This is a genomic window from Sporomusa sp., from assembly GCF_035561155.1.
GTDB lineage: Bacteria > Bacillota > Negativicutes > Sporomusales > Sporomusaceae > Sporomusa.
In genome coordinates this window covers 54,111-69,516 of record NZ_DATMYD010000141.1, presented here as the reverse complement: position 1 = coordinate 69,516, position 15,406 = coordinate 54,111, and the positions used below count along the sequence as shown (strand labels likewise).

The 15,406-nt window shown below is 44.8% G+C and carries 15 protein-coding genes; 7 read left to right on the top strand and 8 right to left on the bottom strand.

Going from position 1 to position 15,406, the window contains the following annotated elements; all coding sequences use genetic code 11:
• Nucleotides 1-178: 178 nt before the first annotated feature.
• From VN447_RS18760 to VN447_RS18745, 4 genes are all read right to left on the bottom strand, one after another.
• Nucleotides 179-1,150 carry a bile acid:sodium symporter family protein gene (locus VN447_RS18760; RefSeq protein WP_325527144.1) on the bottom strand — a complete coding sequence of 324 codons (972 nt, stop codon included), beginning with the start codon at nucleotides 1,148-1,150 and terminating at the stop codon, nucleotides 179-181.
• Nucleotides 1,134-1,517, bottom strand: a complete 384-nt coding sequence (panD, locus tag VN447_RS18755; RefSeq protein ID WP_325527142.1) for an aspartate 1-decarboxylase — start codon at nucleotides 1,515-1,517, stop codon at nucleotides 1,134-1,136. The genes VN447_RS18760 and panD overlap by 17 nt, the downstream gene beginning before the upstream one ends.
• 10 nt (nucleotides 1,518-1,527) lie before the next feature.
• Entirely contained in the window at nucleotides 1,528-2,385 is an 858-nt protein-coding gene (gene panC, locus VN447_RS18750) for a pantoate--beta-alanine ligase (protein ID WP_325527140.1), read from the bottom strand.
• Between the two features lie 257 nt (nucleotides 2,386-2,642).
• A complete protein-coding gene (locus VN447_RS18745) occupies nucleotides 2,643-3,482 on the bottom strand; it encodes an SDH family Clp fold serine proteinase (protein WP_325527138.1) in 840 nt (279 codons plus the stop codon).
• A gap of 225 nt (nucleotides 3,483-3,707) precedes the next feature.
• On the opposite strand from VN447_RS18745, the gene VN447_RS18740 reads away from it, so the two are divergent.
• A complete protein-coding gene (locus VN447_RS18740; RefSeq protein WP_325527136.1) occupies nucleotides 3,708-4,301 on the top strand; it encodes a hypothetical protein in 594 nt (197 codons plus the stop codon).
• A gap of 106 nt (nucleotides 4,302-4,407) precedes the next feature.
• Here VN447_RS18740 and VN447_RS18735 read toward each other — a convergent pair whose 3' ends face one another.
• Nucleotides 4,408-4,695, bottom strand: a complete 288-nt coding sequence (locus VN447_RS18735) for a hypothetical protein (RefSeq protein WP_325527134.1) — start codon at nucleotides 4,693-4,695, stop codon at nucleotides 4,408-4,410.
• Between the two features lie 377 nt (nucleotides 4,696-5,072).
• A complete protein-coding gene (locus VN447_RS18730; RefSeq protein ID WP_325527132.1) occupies nucleotides 5,073-5,660 on the bottom strand; it encodes a hypothetical protein in 588 nt (195 codons plus the stop codon).
• A 371-nt stretch (nucleotides 5,661-6,031) separates the two neighbouring features.
• On the opposite strand from VN447_RS18730, the gene atoS reads away from it, so the two are divergent.
• The 6 genes from atoS to VN447_RS18700 all read left to right on the top strand — a co-directional run bounded on the left by atoS (nucleotide 6,032) and on the right by VN447_RS18700 (nucleotide 13,414).
• Complete coding sequence (gene atoS, locus VN447_RS18725) at nucleotides 6,032-7,873, top strand: two-component system sensor histidine kinase AtoS (protein ID WP_325527130.1); 1,842 nt, start codon at nucleotides 6,032-6,034, stop codon at nucleotides 7,871-7,873.
• Nucleotides 7,866-9,245, top strand: coding sequence for a sigma 54-interacting transcriptional regulator (locus VN447_RS18720; RefSeq protein ID WP_325527128.1), 1,380 nt, complete (start codon nucleotides 7,866-7,868; stop codon nucleotides 9,243-9,245). Before atoS ends, VN447_RS18720 begins: the two co-directional genes overlap by 8 nt.
• Nucleotides 9,246-9,530: 285 nt before the next feature.
• On the top strand, nucleotides 9,531-10,190 hold the full coding sequence (gene atoD, locus VN447_RS18715) for an acetate CoA-transferase subunit alpha (protein WP_325527126.1): 660 nt from the start codon (nucleotides 9,531-9,533) through the stop codon (nucleotides 10,188-10,190).
• Nucleotide 10,191: 1 nt separating this feature from the next.
• A complete protein-coding gene (locus VN447_RS18710; protein WP_325527124.1) occupies nucleotides 10,192-10,845 on the top strand; it encodes a 3-oxoacid CoA-transferase subunit B in 654 nt (217 codons plus the stop codon).
• A gap of 14 nt (nucleotides 10,846-10,859) precedes the next feature.
• Entirely contained in the window at nucleotides 10,860-12,182 is a 1,323-nt protein-coding gene (locus VN447_RS18705) for a TIGR00366 family protein (protein WP_325527122.1), read from the top strand.
• A 50-nt stretch (nucleotides 12,183-12,232) separates the two neighbouring features.
• The gene (locus tag VN447_RS18700; protein WP_325527120.1) at nucleotides 12,233-13,414 is read left to right on the top strand and encodes an acetyl-CoA C-acetyltransferase; all 1,182 of its coding nucleotides are present in this window, start codon (nucleotides 12,233-12,235) and stop codon (nucleotides 13,412-13,414) included.
• Nucleotides 13,415-13,524: 110 nt separating this feature from the next.
• On the opposite strand, the gene VN447_RS18695 is transcribed toward VN447_RS18700, so the two are convergent.
• Together VN447_RS18695 and VN447_RS18690 are read right to left on the bottom strand one after the other, a co-directional pair.
• Nucleotides 13,525-14,367 (bottom strand): DUF6385 domain-containing protein, encoded by an 843-nt coding sequence (locus VN447_RS18695; RefSeq protein ID WP_325527118.1) that lies wholly within the window; start codon nucleotides 14,365-14,367, stop codon nucleotides 13,525-13,527.
• Nucleotides 14,368-14,530: 163 nt separating this feature from the next.
• Complete coding sequence (locus VN447_RS18690) at nucleotides 14,531-15,382, bottom strand: DUF6385 domain-containing protein (RefSeq protein ID WP_325527116.1); 852 nt, start codon at nucleotides 15,380-15,382, stop codon at nucleotides 14,531-14,533.
• Nucleotides 15,383-15,406: the final 24 nt, after the last annotated feature.

The following is a 15,406-nucleotide window of genomic DNA, read 5'->3' as shown; positions in this document are numbered from 1 at the left end:
ATAGATTGTTGTTGTTGAATCATTTGACTCACCTGCTCCCTTTAATACCTTTATTATACAGGAAAAAAGGTACAGCCTCCTCAGTTTTCTTGAGGGTCTATACCTTTTTAAGTATTAAAGGGACTTTTTCAGTGGCCTCCGTAATCGGACTCTTCTTTTTGCATGATCAATGTTCCCCTTATTGGGACATCACTTCAACATATACACTAGTAGTATTTGATCTGGATAGATCTTTCTTCACCCAATAAGCAGCCAGAATACTTCCGCTCAGATTATGCCAAACGCTAAAAATTGCTCCCGGAATGGCGGCAATAGGGTCTAAGTGAGCTAATGCCAGAGCTGCGGCAAGCCCCGAGTTTTCTACCCCAATTTCAAAAGCGATCGCTCTGGACTTTGGCTCACTCAGCCCCAAAGCGCGGGATGAGCTATAGCCCAAGCCCAAACCAAGCAGATTGTGAATTATGACAGCTAGTAGCGCAATAAACGCCACAGTGCTTATTTTAGCAGCATTTAGTGCAACAACTACGCCGATGGTGATGACAATCAATATCACGGAGATGGCAGGAATGACAGGCTGAAAATACGTTACATATTTACCTGCCGTTAGCCGAAGCGATACGCCTGCTATGATGGGTAGAACGATTATTTTAATAATATCCATAAACAGCGCAGATGTATTCACAGGAATAATAGCTCCACCCAGTATGAGAAAAATAGCCGGGGTTAAAACCGGCGCCAGTAACGTGTTTAGACTGGAGACCGAAACAGAGAGAGCCGTGTCTCCCCTGGCGATAAATGTCATAACGTTAGAAGCTGTACCGCTTGGACAGCAGCCAACCAGGATTAGGCCTGCCGCTAATTCTGGCGGTAATGCTAACGCCTTAGCCACACACCATGCTACAACAGGCATAATAAGGTACCGCAGCGCTATACCATAAAATATGTCTTTCGGTCTTTTCATTACAAGCTTAAATTCGTCCGGTGTCATGGTTAAGCCCATCCCCAGCATGATCATGGCAAGCAAATAAGGGATCTCTTTCGCGAGTGGCTTAAATGCCATCGGATAACAAAATGCGGCTAAAGCACCGATGATAACCCACAATGATACATATTTTGTAACGATTTGTGAGGCCCTAGCTAACTTGCCCATGGAGTTCACAATCCTTATATTCAACTATGCGATTATGCTGATCAACCATCACAACAATGGGTTTTATTTGCTCTGCTTCCTGTGCGCTTAACAACGCGTAAGTAATAATAATCACAGTATCGCCTGGTTGTACTAGCCTGGCAGCAGCTCCATTCAGACAAATGATTCCAGAGTTTTCCTCACCGGCGATTGTATATGTCTCCAATCTAGCTCCATTATTATTGTTAACAACTTGTACCTTTTCTCCTGGAAGAATATGTGCAGCACGCATTAAGGCCGCATCAATGGTTATACTCCCCACATAGTTCAGATTAGCCTCGGTGACAGTTGCACGGTGAATTTTGGATTTCATCATCGTAAGAAACATATGTCGCCTCCTAAGTACTTTTGGGTGTCAATATAACGTTATCAATCAGCCTGGTAGATCCGAATCTGACAGCAATCGCGAGGAGTGCGTCCTGATCCAGAATGTCCATTTCTGCCAACCCCGGAAAGGAATAGATTTCTACATAGTCCACGTTTGCCAGGGAAACCGACTGTATGTGGTTCATAACAGCTGCCTTTATTGCCTTGATATCGCGTTCGCCTGAATTAGCCATTTCTCTGGCTTTACACAGACTCTGACTGAGAACTAATGCGGCCTGGCGCTGTTCCTGGCTCAAGTACGCATTGCGCGAGCTTTTAGCCAAACCGTCCGCATCCCGGACAATTGGTACCATTACGATCTCACTAAACATATTTAGGTCACGAACCATCTTTTTAAGTACAATCACTTGTTGAGCATCCTTTTGACCAAAAAAGGCTTTATCCGGCTGTACTATGTTAAACAACTTTGTTACCACCGTAGCCACACCACGAAAGTGAGTTGGCCGCGATTTGCCACATAGCTTATCCGTTACTCCCGCTACTTCCACCCAGGTTCCCCAGCCCTCCGGATACAGTTCCCGCGCCAGGGGATGAAATACTGCGTCGACCCCAACTGAGCGACAGGCAGCCAAATCTTCTGTCCAGGTTCGCGGGTAGGCGTCAAAATCTTCGTTCGGCCCGAATTGTGTTGGATTTACAAAGATGCTGACAACCACTACATCACATATTTTTTTTGCTTCTCTCATGAGTACCAGGTGCCCTTCATGAAGTGCGCCCATGGTAGGAACAAAACCAATACTTTTCCCTGTCTTCCTGGCATCAGTAACTAAGGCTCGCATTTCAGCAACACTTTCAACTACTTTAGTCATATCGCACCCTCCCAACATGATGAGGGTAAATAAAAAACCTTCTTGTCCGCACTAATACAGACAAGAAGGCATACTACACCTGTTGAAGTATCACCCGTCTAAGTCCATTTAGGATCCAAGCGGAAAAAGAAAATGATTTACTTACCTTTGAATAAATAGCCGTTCGACAGTATGACCCCAAGAGTATCATCTATCTTTAGCTGGCTATAGCATAATTATGTTACTATAAAAATTGTGTTACGGCAATATAAACTTCCCTATCTGGGTGATTTTTTACTATTATCATAAGGGAGCGGAATGTATTGTACAGACGGTCGCTGTTGGGCAGGCTGAGGATATAGCTCCATAAGTTCATATACCTCCAAAGGCATTTCATTACATATGGAGGGAAGCTCCATTTCCCGTAATTTTTCACAGGTAATTGGATAATCGTGGGTCCAACGGCCTTCAGCAAGAGTCTTGGCAAGTTCTTTGGCTTTTTCGGCTGACATCTTGTCCAGCAACAGGGTTTCAACAAACTCTTGAACCTGACGGACAGCTTTTTCTGCCATATCGGCCAATATCAAGGTGTTGTCATCAATGCGGTTAATATTTTTTTGTTGAACAACTTTTAAAATAGACGCCGCAGGATACTGACCCAGTTGCGGGTCGACCGGCCCTAAAACGGCATTAGGGTCGAGGATGATTTCATCTGCCGCCAGCGATATCATGGTTCCCCCGGACATCGCATAATGCGGTACAAAAACAGTCACTTTAGCCTGATGCTGTTGCAACGCTCTGGCGATTTGCTCTGAAGCCAGAACTAGGCCGCCGGGAGTATGCAGTATTAGATCGATAGGCATGTCGTCCGGCGTTAGCCGAATCGCGCGAAGGATATGCTCAGAGTCTTCAACATTAATGTACCGGCTGATGGGAATACCGAGGAGGCTGATTGCTTCCTGCCGGTGTATCAGGCTGATAACACGTGACTGACGCTTTTCCTCAATTTTCCGCAGGAGACTTAACCGCCGCACTGCAATGCTTCTTTGCTGAAGCATAGGTAAAACGGTAAATATCAGGAAAACAATCCAGATTATATCGGTAAAACCAATGTTCATGTCCTCACCTCAAACCACTTTTTTCTACTATATTAGACTTTTAAAGCTGATTTCCCTGCAACGTCTATTTATGGAATTTAGTGTCCGCAATTGTTCAAGTAACTTAACTTTTTTTTGCGCATTCAGCCACGGCTGGCGTGAATTTGCGTTCTTGCTGCTATATACCAGGAATTATGATAGTGAAAACATGGGACACTAACAATAAAAATAAGGAGGGATAAAAAATTGGAACGAAAATCAGCCAAACGCAAGCAACTGAGCCTCCATCTTCGTCGTAAATATAAACGTTATGCTGCCGCTCTGGCCGGCGCAGCCATTATGACAGGTGCTGTTTTACCAGGTATCCCGGTTGCGAAGGCCTTTGCTGCTGAAAGTCCCTCAGTCCCCCCTTCCCCAGCTATTAACTATATGACACAACTGGATAAGAATACGCAAAAACCGGTAAAGAAAGTTGTCGCAGAGAAAAACCGGAATGATGACAGGAATGGGCCGCCAGGCCGGGGTTGGCATGAGCATCTGAATAGCTGGCCAGGTGCTGATGAAAACCAGGCGTGGTATCAGGATGGGCGCATTTATTATCGTAGTGATTATGATCGCACTGACTATGCCTATAATCTTAGCAACCCTATTGACGTTGTAAAAGATACTGCCGCTCTGTATGGTTTTAACCGTTATATGGATTCTTTTACCCTGCTGTCCCGAACAAGCAATAAAGCAGTTGTTGAAGTAATCAAACATGATACCGGCAAACTCTTCAATGTATTTCTGGAAAGAACCGGTGATCACGATTGGACTATTGTTCGAACCCAGGCACTATAACCCTCCCCCCCTAATGTAGAATTTAGTTCTACATTAGGGGGTTTTTGCTCAACGACATTTTACAAATATAAGAATCTCCAACAATATGTTGCTGATAAACAAAAAATTATTGGTTTACGATTCTAACAAACTTCACTTTAAAACTTTGTTTTATTACTGGCAAAAAACGGCTAATCAGTATCGATCTGTACATTTCTCTTCTTGTAATTATTAGCAGCTGGTCGTCTATTTTTCGCAACGAAATCAGTGAATTAATGTACTTCTCAAAATCGTCCGATCCCATCCCAGTCCGCAACTCTGCTAATGCCATAGTCAGATAAGGTGCTTCCTGGGCAATGCGCTCTTCGAGGGGGGAAAAGGGGACTGAGTATCTTGTTTCTGCTTCCATCGACATATATTATCACTCCGAGTTTTCTTTAATTTTAATTCCGAACTTGCCGGACAACTATAGTAGCGCAATTAAAAAAGAGCTTTGTCATTAATACCGTACCAGCCTATCGTTGTCCAATTTATCCGGTTTGCCTGGTTGCGACAGTAACTCGATTACTGTCGCAACCAGGCAAACCGCAGATAATAATCTTAATTATAGCTTATAAGTAAAAAACCCGTAACTTACTCAAATAGGTAGGTTGCGGGTGTTCTTTACGCCCAGGATTTCTCCATCTCCATTTTTACACATTATAACATACCTTGCGCCATTAGGGGGGGGTTATGGATATACGCCGGTATGCGATGCTTCCCGTGAAAGACAAGGGGACGGTCATGGAACTTTTACAGAGAAAATTGGCAGATAATGCCGTTAGCAAAATCATTCGCCATCATCAAGGCCTCTTTCTCTACCTGGTTAAATATCTCAATACTTCTAGTGTACTTCTTAGTAAGTGTGGCGACAGCCTCCGCTTTTGTTAATTCCGAGTGTTTGAACCACATAGCCCGCATATGTTTGACCGACCAATATGGATTAATATGGTTTAAGAAGCATACGATTTCATCCCCGTTGGCATACCATCTCTTCTCTGCATCTGCCGCAGCCTTAGTATTACCAGCCTTTGCCGCCTGAACAAGTTCTGCAGCTATAACTAGATGGTCTTTCATTAGGCGGCCAAACTCGGATGCAATTTCATTTCCGTAAAAGCGGCAAAATAACCTCGCAAAATCAGATGCGTTACGGAGAAGACGATTTGTAGTCGGCTCCAAATCGGGCAAATCAAATGCAATACCCATGATAACCATTCTCGTCCAATAAACATGCTGTGACCAAAGCAGAAAGAGACAGTCCCTTAGATGTATCGCCTCTTCGCTGAGCATACATACGTCACCACTAAAAGCTGCGGGGTCTTCCCAACAATCCTTTGACATATAGGCCCTCCTTTGCTTGTGTCGCTCTATTACATAATATGCATAGGTTAGAATAAGGTGACGTAAGGTAACTTAGGGAGTTTAGTTCAAAGGCATGGCCAAATGTCCCAGGCGATCGCTTATTTACAGTTTAACGCAGATAAGATAGTATTATAATCAGACATGCTAAAAGCAGAATGAATATCGAATTGGTTCGAAAAATGTATTTCCTTGGCGGTTGCCGGGAGTTCCTTCGACTAGGTCAATCAAAAAATTTGCGCGTAGATATGGGGGCTCTCAACCAGAGAGTCTTTTTTTACAGCAAAATTCCGTTGAACCCTGTCCATGCCGCTTGCCCGGTTCCGTGATAATTAAACTAAAGGAGACGGCTTATGAAACGTTTAGTGCCCCAAACATTACGCAATAAGATGATTTTGTTTACTTTGATCATTGTAAGTATTCCGATACTCCTGACCGGATATGTAATCAAGCTGGAAACACAAGAAGCCTTACTTGTGGAGAAACAGACTAAATTATTTGGCATTGCTTTATTGTTAGATAACTACCTTGGCGAAGGATACAATGAAATATTGACGGCAAAAAACGCACGCAATGCCGATCGTGCGACCCAGATAAAAGTTTTGAATGAGGCCTTAAAAAATTACACAGATACCTTGACCAATGCTTATCCCGGGGTTGGGGCCGGATATTATAGTAAGGAACTTGACGCAATTATTACCTATGGCCCTAGTAATAATTACGCGGATAAGGTGGGCATTACCATAGGTCCCACTCATCCTGGCCGTAAAGTTATGAGTACAAGCGAACGACTGGTCGAATTTGCGCCGATGGTCAGGGGAGATATTATGAACGCCATGGTTCCTGTTGTGCGTCATGGCGAGGTTGTTGGATATATCTGGGCGAATGAGCTGACAGATGACATCCATGCCCAAATGGCGTCCATGGACTACAACATCTACCTATCTGTGAGCATCGGAATTATTGTCAGTTTGCTGTTGATCTTCTGGATGATCAGGGGTTTTATCCATAATGTGGAGACCATTAAAAATGGTCTGGAACAGCTAAGATTTGATTTGCGCCACCGGATCAATCCCATGGAGGGGGAAATGGGACAGATTAGTGATGCTATCAATCATATGGCGCGTTCCTTGCTCAATGCCCAGACGTTAAACGAGAATATTATGCACAGTATTGCCGATGGTGTTATTACTGTTGATATTGACGGCAATATAACAAGTGCCAATAAGTCTGCTGAAGCCTTAACAGGCTTTATTTGCTCAGAAATTGTAGATAAGCCTTATAAAGAAATCTTTTGTGAAGGCCGGCATTTTAATAGTTTGCTGTTAGATACCTTGGCAACAGGAACAAACTATATCGGAATAGAGATGGATTATCCGGTTAAAAATGGAGATATTTACATCAGTATCAGTACCAGCCGCTTGAAAGACAGTACCGATAAGATCATCGGTGCAGTTGTCGTATTCAAAGATTTGACAGAACAGCATCGCCTGCAGGCACAGATGCTGAGAGCCGAGCGGTTAGCGTCCTTGGGTGAATTAATGGCCGGTGTTGCCCATGAAATACGCAACCCGCTCACTGCCATAAAAGGGTTTGTACAATATTTACAAGGCACAGACAATGAAGCAGAAAGAAAAGAATACATGCCTGTGATCATTAAAGAAGTAGACCGGGTAAATCGTGTTATTGAGACACTCTTATATTTTGCCCGCCCCTGTAAAACCAATTATAGCCTAGTGGATATCAATGGCTTGATCGAGGAAACGCTGGTATTGGTTAAAAACACTGGTACCAAACATAAATTGGAGTTTAGGCTGCAGCTTGATGAAACAATCCCGCAAATTAAGGGAGATGCCGAGCAGCTAAAACAGGTTTTGCTCAATCTATTTATTAATGCTGTGCAAGCGATTCCAGACCAGGGAATACTTGAGATTAAGACCTGGCAGGAGTACAGTGGTTTTGTACATGTAAAGATAACAGATACCGGCAATGGCATTAACCCGGCAGATTTGAGCAAGGTGTTTGATCCCTTTTTTACTACCAAAGCCACCGGAACCGGCTTGGGGTTAGCGGTGGTACAGCGGATTATTAATGCCCACTATGGACGGGTCGATATCCAAAGTGAGATCGGGTGCGGCACTGCTGTTACCCTACAATTTCCTGTTACACATCAGGGAGGCGAAGCTGATGAATAACAACTATACGGTTATGGTTGTTGATGATGAAGACAGTGTGCGCAAATTATTGTCAGCTGTTTTAAAACGCGAAGGCTATCAAGTGGTGTGCGCTGAGAGCGGCGAAGAGGCTTTAAGCAAGTTCAAGACGTTGCAGCCTGATCTAATTATTATGGATATACGCATGCCTAACATTGACGGTATAACAGCCTTTAAAGAGATGCGGAAACTGAGCCAGAATGTAACTGTTATTTTGATGACGGCCTATGCCGCGGTGGAAACGGCAGTAGAAGCCATCAAATTAGGTGCCTTTGATTATGTTATTAAACCTTTTGATATTGAAGAAGTCAAATTATTGACTAACCGCGCCATTCAATTACAAAAGATGACTGAAAAAATCTATGTTTTAAACCAGCAGTTGATTGATAGCTACCGGTTAGACAAAATTATAACCAACAGTCCAAAAATGCAGGACTTATGCCAAAATATAGCTAAAATCGCCCAGAGTAATGCCAGTGTGCTGATTACCGGTGAGAGCGGTACAGGCAAAGAGCTGATTGCCAATACCATCCATTACAATAGTAAACGGAACAGCGGTCCCTTTATAAAAATCAACTGCGGGGCTCTGCCGGAAGGTCTTCTGGACAGTGAACTGTTTGGCCATGAGAAGGGAGCGTTTACCGGTGCCATTATGCGCCGCCCAGGACGGTTTGAGCAAGCCGATCATGGGACGTTATTCCTGGATGAAATCGGTGAGATTTCGCCAAATCTGCAGGTCAAGCTCTTAAGGGTACTACAAGAACGGGAATTTGAACGGGTAGGCGGCAATACAACCATTAAAACCGATATCAGGGTGCTGGCAGCAACCAATCGTAACTTGGAAGAAATGGTCAAACAGGGCACCTTCCGGCAGGATCTGTATTATCGTTTAAATGTTGTGTCCCTGTCAGCGCCGCCGCTACGGGAACGCCGTGAAGACATTGAGCTATTAGCCGGCTACTTTTTGCAGAAATTCACAGCGGAAAACGAGAAGGATATTATGGGGTTTGATCCAGATGTTTTGAAACTGTTGGAAAACTACAACTGGCCGGGCAATGTGCGTGAGTTGGCTAATGTAGTAGAACGTGCTGTTATTATGAGTACCGGCAGCCGGATTTTTCCGGAAGATTTACCTGATAATCTCAAGTACAGCAATGAAAGTGACCTGATGAGCTCGTTTGGGTTTGAAAAACCTGAAGGAAAAACCCTAAAAGAGATGATCAAGAAAGTGGAGTGTATGCTCATCAAGGAAGCGCTGCAGCGTAATCAGGGTAATAAGGTAAAAACGGCCAAAGAGTTAGGGATGAGCAGACGTTCTATTTTATATAAGATTCAGGAATATGAGATTGAATAAGTGTGAAAAAAAATGCTCACTGCGCAAGAAAATGCACACCATCAATAAATAAATTAGTTCATTATTTTTAGAGTTGTCTGGATAGAGCAATTCTTCAATCTAGTATTTATAAGTATTCACAAGCCCTTTCGATTTTTCGACAGGGCTTTTTTCTTTTTGGCACGGATTTTGCAATAGCATAGTAACAGTTTGAGAATCTTGTCGTTCCGGGTCGAATCTTGGAAACAGCAAGGCAAGACAGGTTGCACTAAATCAAATGAATTTCAATTTATCAGGAGGTTGAGTATGACAAACAAACAAGCAAGTATTCAGCAAATCACCGAATATTTGAAAGACGGAATGACGATCATGGTGGGCGGTTTTTTGGCTGTCGGCACACCGGAAGCCCTCATTAAGGCAATCATGGATCAAAAAGTTCAAAACCTTACACTGATTGCCAATGATACTGGCTTTCCAGACAAGGGTGTAGGCCGTCTTGTTGTTAATCGTCAGGTTAAAAAAGTAATTGCTTCTCATATCGGCACAAATCCGGAAACCGGCAAACAGATGATTGCGCAAGAAATGGCTGTTGAATTAGTGCCACAAGGCACTTTAGCGGAAAGAATTCGTTGCGGTGGTGCCGGTTTGGGCGGTGTACTTACACCAACCGGAGTAGGTACTGTTGTAGAAGAGGGTAAACAAAAGCTGTGCGTTGATGGCGTCGACTATCTTTTAGAAACACCACTCCGGGCTGATATCGCTTTGATTAGAGCGAAAAAAGCAGATAAAGCAGGCAATCTTGTCTATGATAAATCGGCCCGCAATTTCAATCCGTTAATGGCCATGGCTGCCGACTTAGTCATTGCGGAAGTAGATGAACTGGTTGAAGTGGGAGAAATAAACCCTGACGACGTAATGACCCCTGGCGTAGTCGTAAACAAGATTGTTTATTTAGGAGGTTGCTAGTATGAACGCGAAAGAGATAATCGCAAGACGGGTCGCTTTGGAACTGGAAAACGGCAATGTCGTAAACCTCGGTATTGGTTTGCCAACAATGGTAGTCAACTATCTACCTGACGGTGTTGATGTAACCCTGCAGTCAGAGAATGGTTTCGTCGGGTTAGGTTCCTTAACCGGAGCGGCAGACGCAAATTTGGTCAATGCCGGTGGTCAACCTTGCGGCATTATTCCCGGGGCCGCCATGTTTGACAGTGCGATGTCGTTTATGCTCATCCGCGGCGGCCATGTTGACGTTACCGTGTTAGGTGGCCTGGAAGTAGATCAGTCAGGCAATTTGGCCAACTGGATGGTCCCCGGTAAAATGGTCCCCGGTATGGGAGGAGCCATGGATTTAGTAACAGGAGCCAAAAAAGTTATTATTGCCATGGAGCATTGTGCAAAAGACGGCTCGGCCAAAATCCTGAAAGAGTGCCGTCTCCCACTAACCGGTAAAGGTGTAGTTGATCTAATTGTCACTGAACTTGGCGTATTTCGCGTGACCAAAGAAGGTCTTGTGTTCGAGGAAATCGCCGCCGGCGTTGATGTTGAGTTTGTTAAAGCCCGTACTGAGGCGAACCTGATTATCAGCCCAGATCTTAAACCGATGCAAAACATTTCATAGGAGGAGATATAGCAATGGTAGGAGTTATTTCACGTTTTTTTACCAATATAGTCAACAAGTATTTGCCTGACCCATTAGTATTTGCCATCTTGCTTACAATTATTACCTTTGTTCTGGGTATCACGATAACGCCGCATTCGGCCATGGATATGGTCAATATGTGGGGCAACGGCTTTTGGAATTTGTTAGCATTTGCCATGCAAATGGCGCTTGTCCTTGTTACCGGGCATGCGCTAGCCAGCTCCGGTCCGGTAAAAAAAGGCATGACTCGCCTGGCTTCTGTGGCCAAAACTCCGGCCCAAGGCGTTATGCTGGTCGGTTTTTGTTCAGCAGTAGCCTGTGTAATTAACTGGGGCTTTGGTTTGGTGGTAGGTGCCATGTTTGCGCGCGAAGTGGCCCGCCGTGTTCCTAAATCAGATTACCGGTTATTAATAGCCACTGCTTATATGGGCTTTTTAACCTGGCATGGCGGCTTCTCCGCTTCTGTTCCGCTGGTGGCGGCTACTGCCGGCAACCCGATGGAAAAAATGGTCGGACTTATCCCTATATCCAACACCATCTTTACTGCATATAACATTTTCATCACTGTTGGCTTAGTCATTTTAGTGCCGCTAATTGCCCGGATGATGATGCCAAAAGAGCATGAAATTGTTTCCATAGATCCGGCACTGTTGCAAGAAGAAGTTTCTGTTGCCAAAGTATTAGGACCTGATGCGACGTGGGCAGAGAAAATCGAAGAAAGCCGGATACTGGCCTGGGTTGTTGGCCTGCTCGGCATTGTCTATCTGGGTGCGTATTTTGCCCAAAAAGGGTTCAATCTTAACGTCAATACCGTAAACCTGATGTTCCTGACAGTCGGCATTTTGCTGCATAAAACCCCGATGGCTTATGCACGGGCCATAAGCGCAGCCGCCCGTGGAACGGCTGGCATACTGATTCAGTTCCCTTTTTATGCCGGTATTCAAATCATGATGGAACATTCCGGCCTTGGCGGAATTATTACGAATTGGTTTGTTAATGTCGCTACCGCAGAAACGTTCCCCATAATGGCATTTTTCAGCTCAGCGCTAATCAACTTTGCCGTACCTTCCGGTGGCGGACACTGGGTTGTACAGGGTCCTTTCGTAATGCCTGCTGCCCAGGCCTTAGGAGCGGACATGGGTAAAGCCGCCATGGCCATTGCCTATGGCGAAGCCTGGATGAATATGGCCCAACCGTTCTGGGCACTGCCGGCATTGGCTATAGCCGGACTGGGTGTACGTGACATTATGGGATACTGTGTTACCGCATTGATATTCTCCGGTGTGATTTTTATTGTTGGCCTGCATTTCTTCTAATCGGAGAATCAAATATATCTAAAATTAATATTCAATGGAGGTAAGTACACATGAGAGAAGTAGTTATTGCTAGTGCCGTACGCACCGCAATTGGTAGTTTTAATGGTTCATTGGCTCCGTTTTCGGCAGTCGAGTTGGGAGCCCATGTTATCAGCGAGGCTGTTGCCCGTGCCGGTATTGCGAAAGATTCAATCGATGAAGTTATCTTTGGTAATGTCCTGCAGGCTGGCCTGGGACAAAACCCGGCACGTCAGGCAGCTATTAAAGCCGGACTTTCCGCCGAAACACCATCCTACACGATCAATAAAGTTTGCGGTTCCGGCTTAAAAACAGTTAACTTGGCTGCTCAGGCCATTCTCGCCGGAGATGCTGACATTATTGTTGCCGGTGGGATGGAAAGCATGACAAATGCGCCGTATCTACTGGATGCCAAAGCTCGTTGGGGTTACCGCATGGGGAACTCCAAAATAACCGACGTCATGATTCAAGATGGCCTTTGGTGTGCATTTAATGACTATCATATGGGCATTACTGCCGAAAACGTTGCCGAAAAATATGGTATTAGCCGCCAGGAGCAAGACCAAGTGGCAGCTGAATCTCAAAGCAAAGCCGTTAAAGCGATTGCTGAGGGTGTTTTTAAGAAAGAGATTACGCCTGTTATCATTAAGACGAAAAAAGGCGAAGTAGTGGTTGACACTGACGAATATCCCCGGGCAGGAACTACCATCGAATCTTTGGGAAAATTAAAACCGGCCTTCAAAAAGGATGGTACCGTTACTGCCGGTAACGCTTCCGGGATCAATGACGGCGGTGCCGCACTAGTGATCATGTCTGGCGACAAGGCCAGGGAGCTGGGTATTACACCATTGGCGAGAATTCGCGCCTATGCCTCCGGCGGCGTTGACCCAAGTATCATGGGAGTCGGACCAGTCCCTGCAACCCAAAAGGCATTGGCTAAAGCTGGGTTAACGATCAATGATATTGATCTTATTGAAGCCAATGAGGCTTTTGCGGCCCAATTCCTTGCCGTGGGCAAAGAATTAGGTTTCGCTCAGGAAAAAGTAAATATTTACGGCGGTGCTATAGCGCTGGGTCATCCGATCGGTGCCAGCGGCGCACGTATTCTCGTCACTCTGTTGCATGCAATGGAACGCAACAACCAAAAATTAGGCTTGGCCACACTCTGCATCGGCGGCGGCCAAGGCGTTGCAACCATTGTAGAAAGAATCTAGATAACTATTTGAGTAGAGCATTATAAACCAGTTGTAAAAGAAGCAAGGCCTATCAAGTGAGATAGGCCTTGCTTCTTTTATTACAGTTATAGCCTAAAATATAAACTGCTTTATGCATAACAACCTCTTACGCATATGTCTAGAATGGTATTCTGATTAGGCATGGCCGATTGAAAAGCTAGACGTGCAAATCTAGCTATTACATTCGGGACAAAGGTCAACATTCCTCCAGGGATAATAACCTGCGGCGGCACGTCCGTCATCCAGTTTGTGCCATCAGGACTGAGTTGCATGGAAACAGTAGCGCTATGTAAACCACTGTTGATGATGTAATAGGTGTAATTAAACCGTTGAACATTTATCCTAGCTGTTGTTTGAACAATATTACTCGTGGTGACACTTTCATCGGCGTCTAGGGTCTGATAGCAGCATTCACCAGGTACCGGGTCTAAAAAAGAGATTTCTACGAAAGGCCAATACCGCGAGTTAAAAAATCTATTACTACAAAAACCTAATAAACCAGGCTTTTGTTGGTTTCTTAATTTCAATAGTATCCCCAGATTTACACTGCCGCCTGTATACCAATCAACGATAAGGGGTGTGATGTCAAAACTTACAAAGGAACAGTTAATATTGCTAATAGAAGCGCTTGCCACAGGTAACTCCTTAATAAGTAAGTCTTTTCTTTTACACCACGGCGAAAGTACTTGATGAACATCAATGATATTTTCTATTTGGGGGCAACTATTCTCAAGCAAAAAAACATTCAGTGTACCGCTCAAAATGGTCAGAAACGACGGTAAAGCAGTAATGTCAAATCCAAGAAGCGATTGATATATGTGTTTCTTCTTTCGTCCGGCGAATAACATCCTTTTGGCCAATCGCCGGTGCGAACATCTGCCATTAATCGTAGATATATTCTTAACAGGAGGTTTAATGGTTTTCACCCCCACCTATTCCCCCCCCTTTTTTCTTATCTAAAATCAATGTACCTATTACCGCCCTACATAATAGACATAAATAATTGCATTTTCTATTATGTAACAAATTTGTCTCCAACCACTTGTTGGAGACAAATTTCACAGAACATGGCACTTGATAGTATACACCGGTGTATTACGACGATTGTCCTTGGAAGAAGATGGTGAGGTCTACAGCACTGGCAGCATTAACGGCTGCATAGTAAACCCTGGCATATTTGAGGAAAATACCTGAAACTAACGCATTAGAGGAATTAGGGCTTAAGGTGACTACTGAACTGTCGTTAAACCAGACCACCCCATCAGGGCTGAGCTGCAATTGAGCAGTTGCTTGCGCATTGGCTGCAGACGTGGATTCGTTGACTAAACCGAAAGAATAGCTTGCTACTCCCAGTACTGTATACGTGTTGGACGGTGAGCCAGCCGTATCAACAAGACCGGTTTTGGCTTCCGTTACGTCAGTGGTAGACAGAGTAGAAACAACCGCCAGTCCTGAGCTAGTAATCAACAGGCCACCGGTTGGTGGTGTTACGCTGAGGCCGGAAGATGGTGCCGTAACAATAAGGCCATTGGCAGGCCCTGTCACACTCAAGCCGTTAGCCGAAGCAGTAACTAGGAGACCATTCGTCGGCGCGGTAACACTGAGGCCGGATGCCGGTGCCGTAACAATAAGGCCATTGACAGGCCCAGTCACGCTCAGGCCCTCTGCCGAAGCAGTAACGAGGAGACCATTCGTCGGCGCGGTAACACTGAGACCGGACGCCGGTGCCGTAACGATAAGGCCATTGACAGGGCCGGTCACGCTCAGACCGCTTGCTGAAGCAGTAACGAGAAGACCATTTGTTGGCGCGGTAATACTAAGGCCGCCGACCGGAGCAGTGACAGACAGGTATCCTCCATTTGACGTTATTAGCGCAGCATTTTCCGATCCATAAATTTTTATTCGCGCCTGGTCAGCCACATCTTGGATAATCTTGAAATTGGGCATACCGAAGTCGCTCCTTTCCACTAT

What these genes read in the sequence shown, in the direction of transcription:
- atoD (WP_325527126.1), top strand. Translation starts at nt 9,531, where the DNA reads ATGACAAACAAACAAGCAAGTATTCAGCAAATCACCGAATATTTGAAA.
- VN447_RS18760 (WP_325527144.1), bottom strand. Translation starts at nt 1,150, where the DNA reads ATGGGCAAGTTAGCTAGGGCCTCACAAATCGTTACAAAATATGTATCA.
- VN447_RS18710 (WP_325527124.1), top strand. Translation starts at nt 10,192, where the DNA reads ATGAACGCGAAAGAGATAATCGCAAGACGGGTCGCTTTGGAACTGGAA.
- panC (WP_325527140.1), bottom strand. Translation starts at nt 2,385, where the DNA reads ATGACTAAAGTAGTTGAAAGTGTTGCTGAAATGCGAGCCTTAGTTACT.
- VN447_RS18700 (WP_325527120.1), top strand. Translation starts at nt 12,233, where the DNA reads ATGAGAGAAGTAGTTATTGCTAGTGCCGTACGCACCGCAATTGGTAGT.
- VN447_RS18745 (WP_325527138.1), bottom strand. Translation starts at nt 3,482, where the DNA reads ATGAACATTGGTTTTACCGATATAATCTGGATTGTTTTCCTGATATTT.
- VN447_RS18730 (WP_325527132.1), bottom strand. Translation starts at nt 5,660, where the DNA reads ATGTCAAAGGATTGTTGGGAAGACCCCGCAGCTTTTAGTGGTGACGTA.
- VN447_RS18720 (WP_325527128.1), top strand. Translation starts at nt 7,866, where the DNA reads ATGAATAACAACTATACGGTTATGGTTGTTGATGATGAAGACAGTGTG.
- panD (WP_325527142.1), bottom strand. Translation starts at nt 1,517, where the DNA reads ATGTTTCTTACGATGATGAAATCCAAAATTCACCGTGCAACTGTCACC.
- VN447_RS18705 (WP_325527122.1), top strand. Translation starts at nt 10,860, where the DNA reads ATGGTAGGAGTTATTTCACGTTTTTTTACCAATATAGTCAACAAGTAT.
- atoS (WP_325527130.1), top strand. Translation starts at nt 6,032, where the DNA reads ATGAAACGTTTAGTGCCCCAAACATTACGCAATAAGATGATTTTGTTT.
- VN447_RS18735 (WP_325527134.1), bottom strand. Translation starts at nt 4,695, where the DNA reads ATGTCGATGGAAGCAGAAACAAGATACTCAGTCCCCTTTTCCCCCCTC.
- VN447_RS18690 (WP_325527116.1), bottom strand. Translation starts at nt 15,382, where the DNA reads ATGCCCAATTTCAAGATTATCCAAGATGTGGCTGACCAGGCGCGAATA.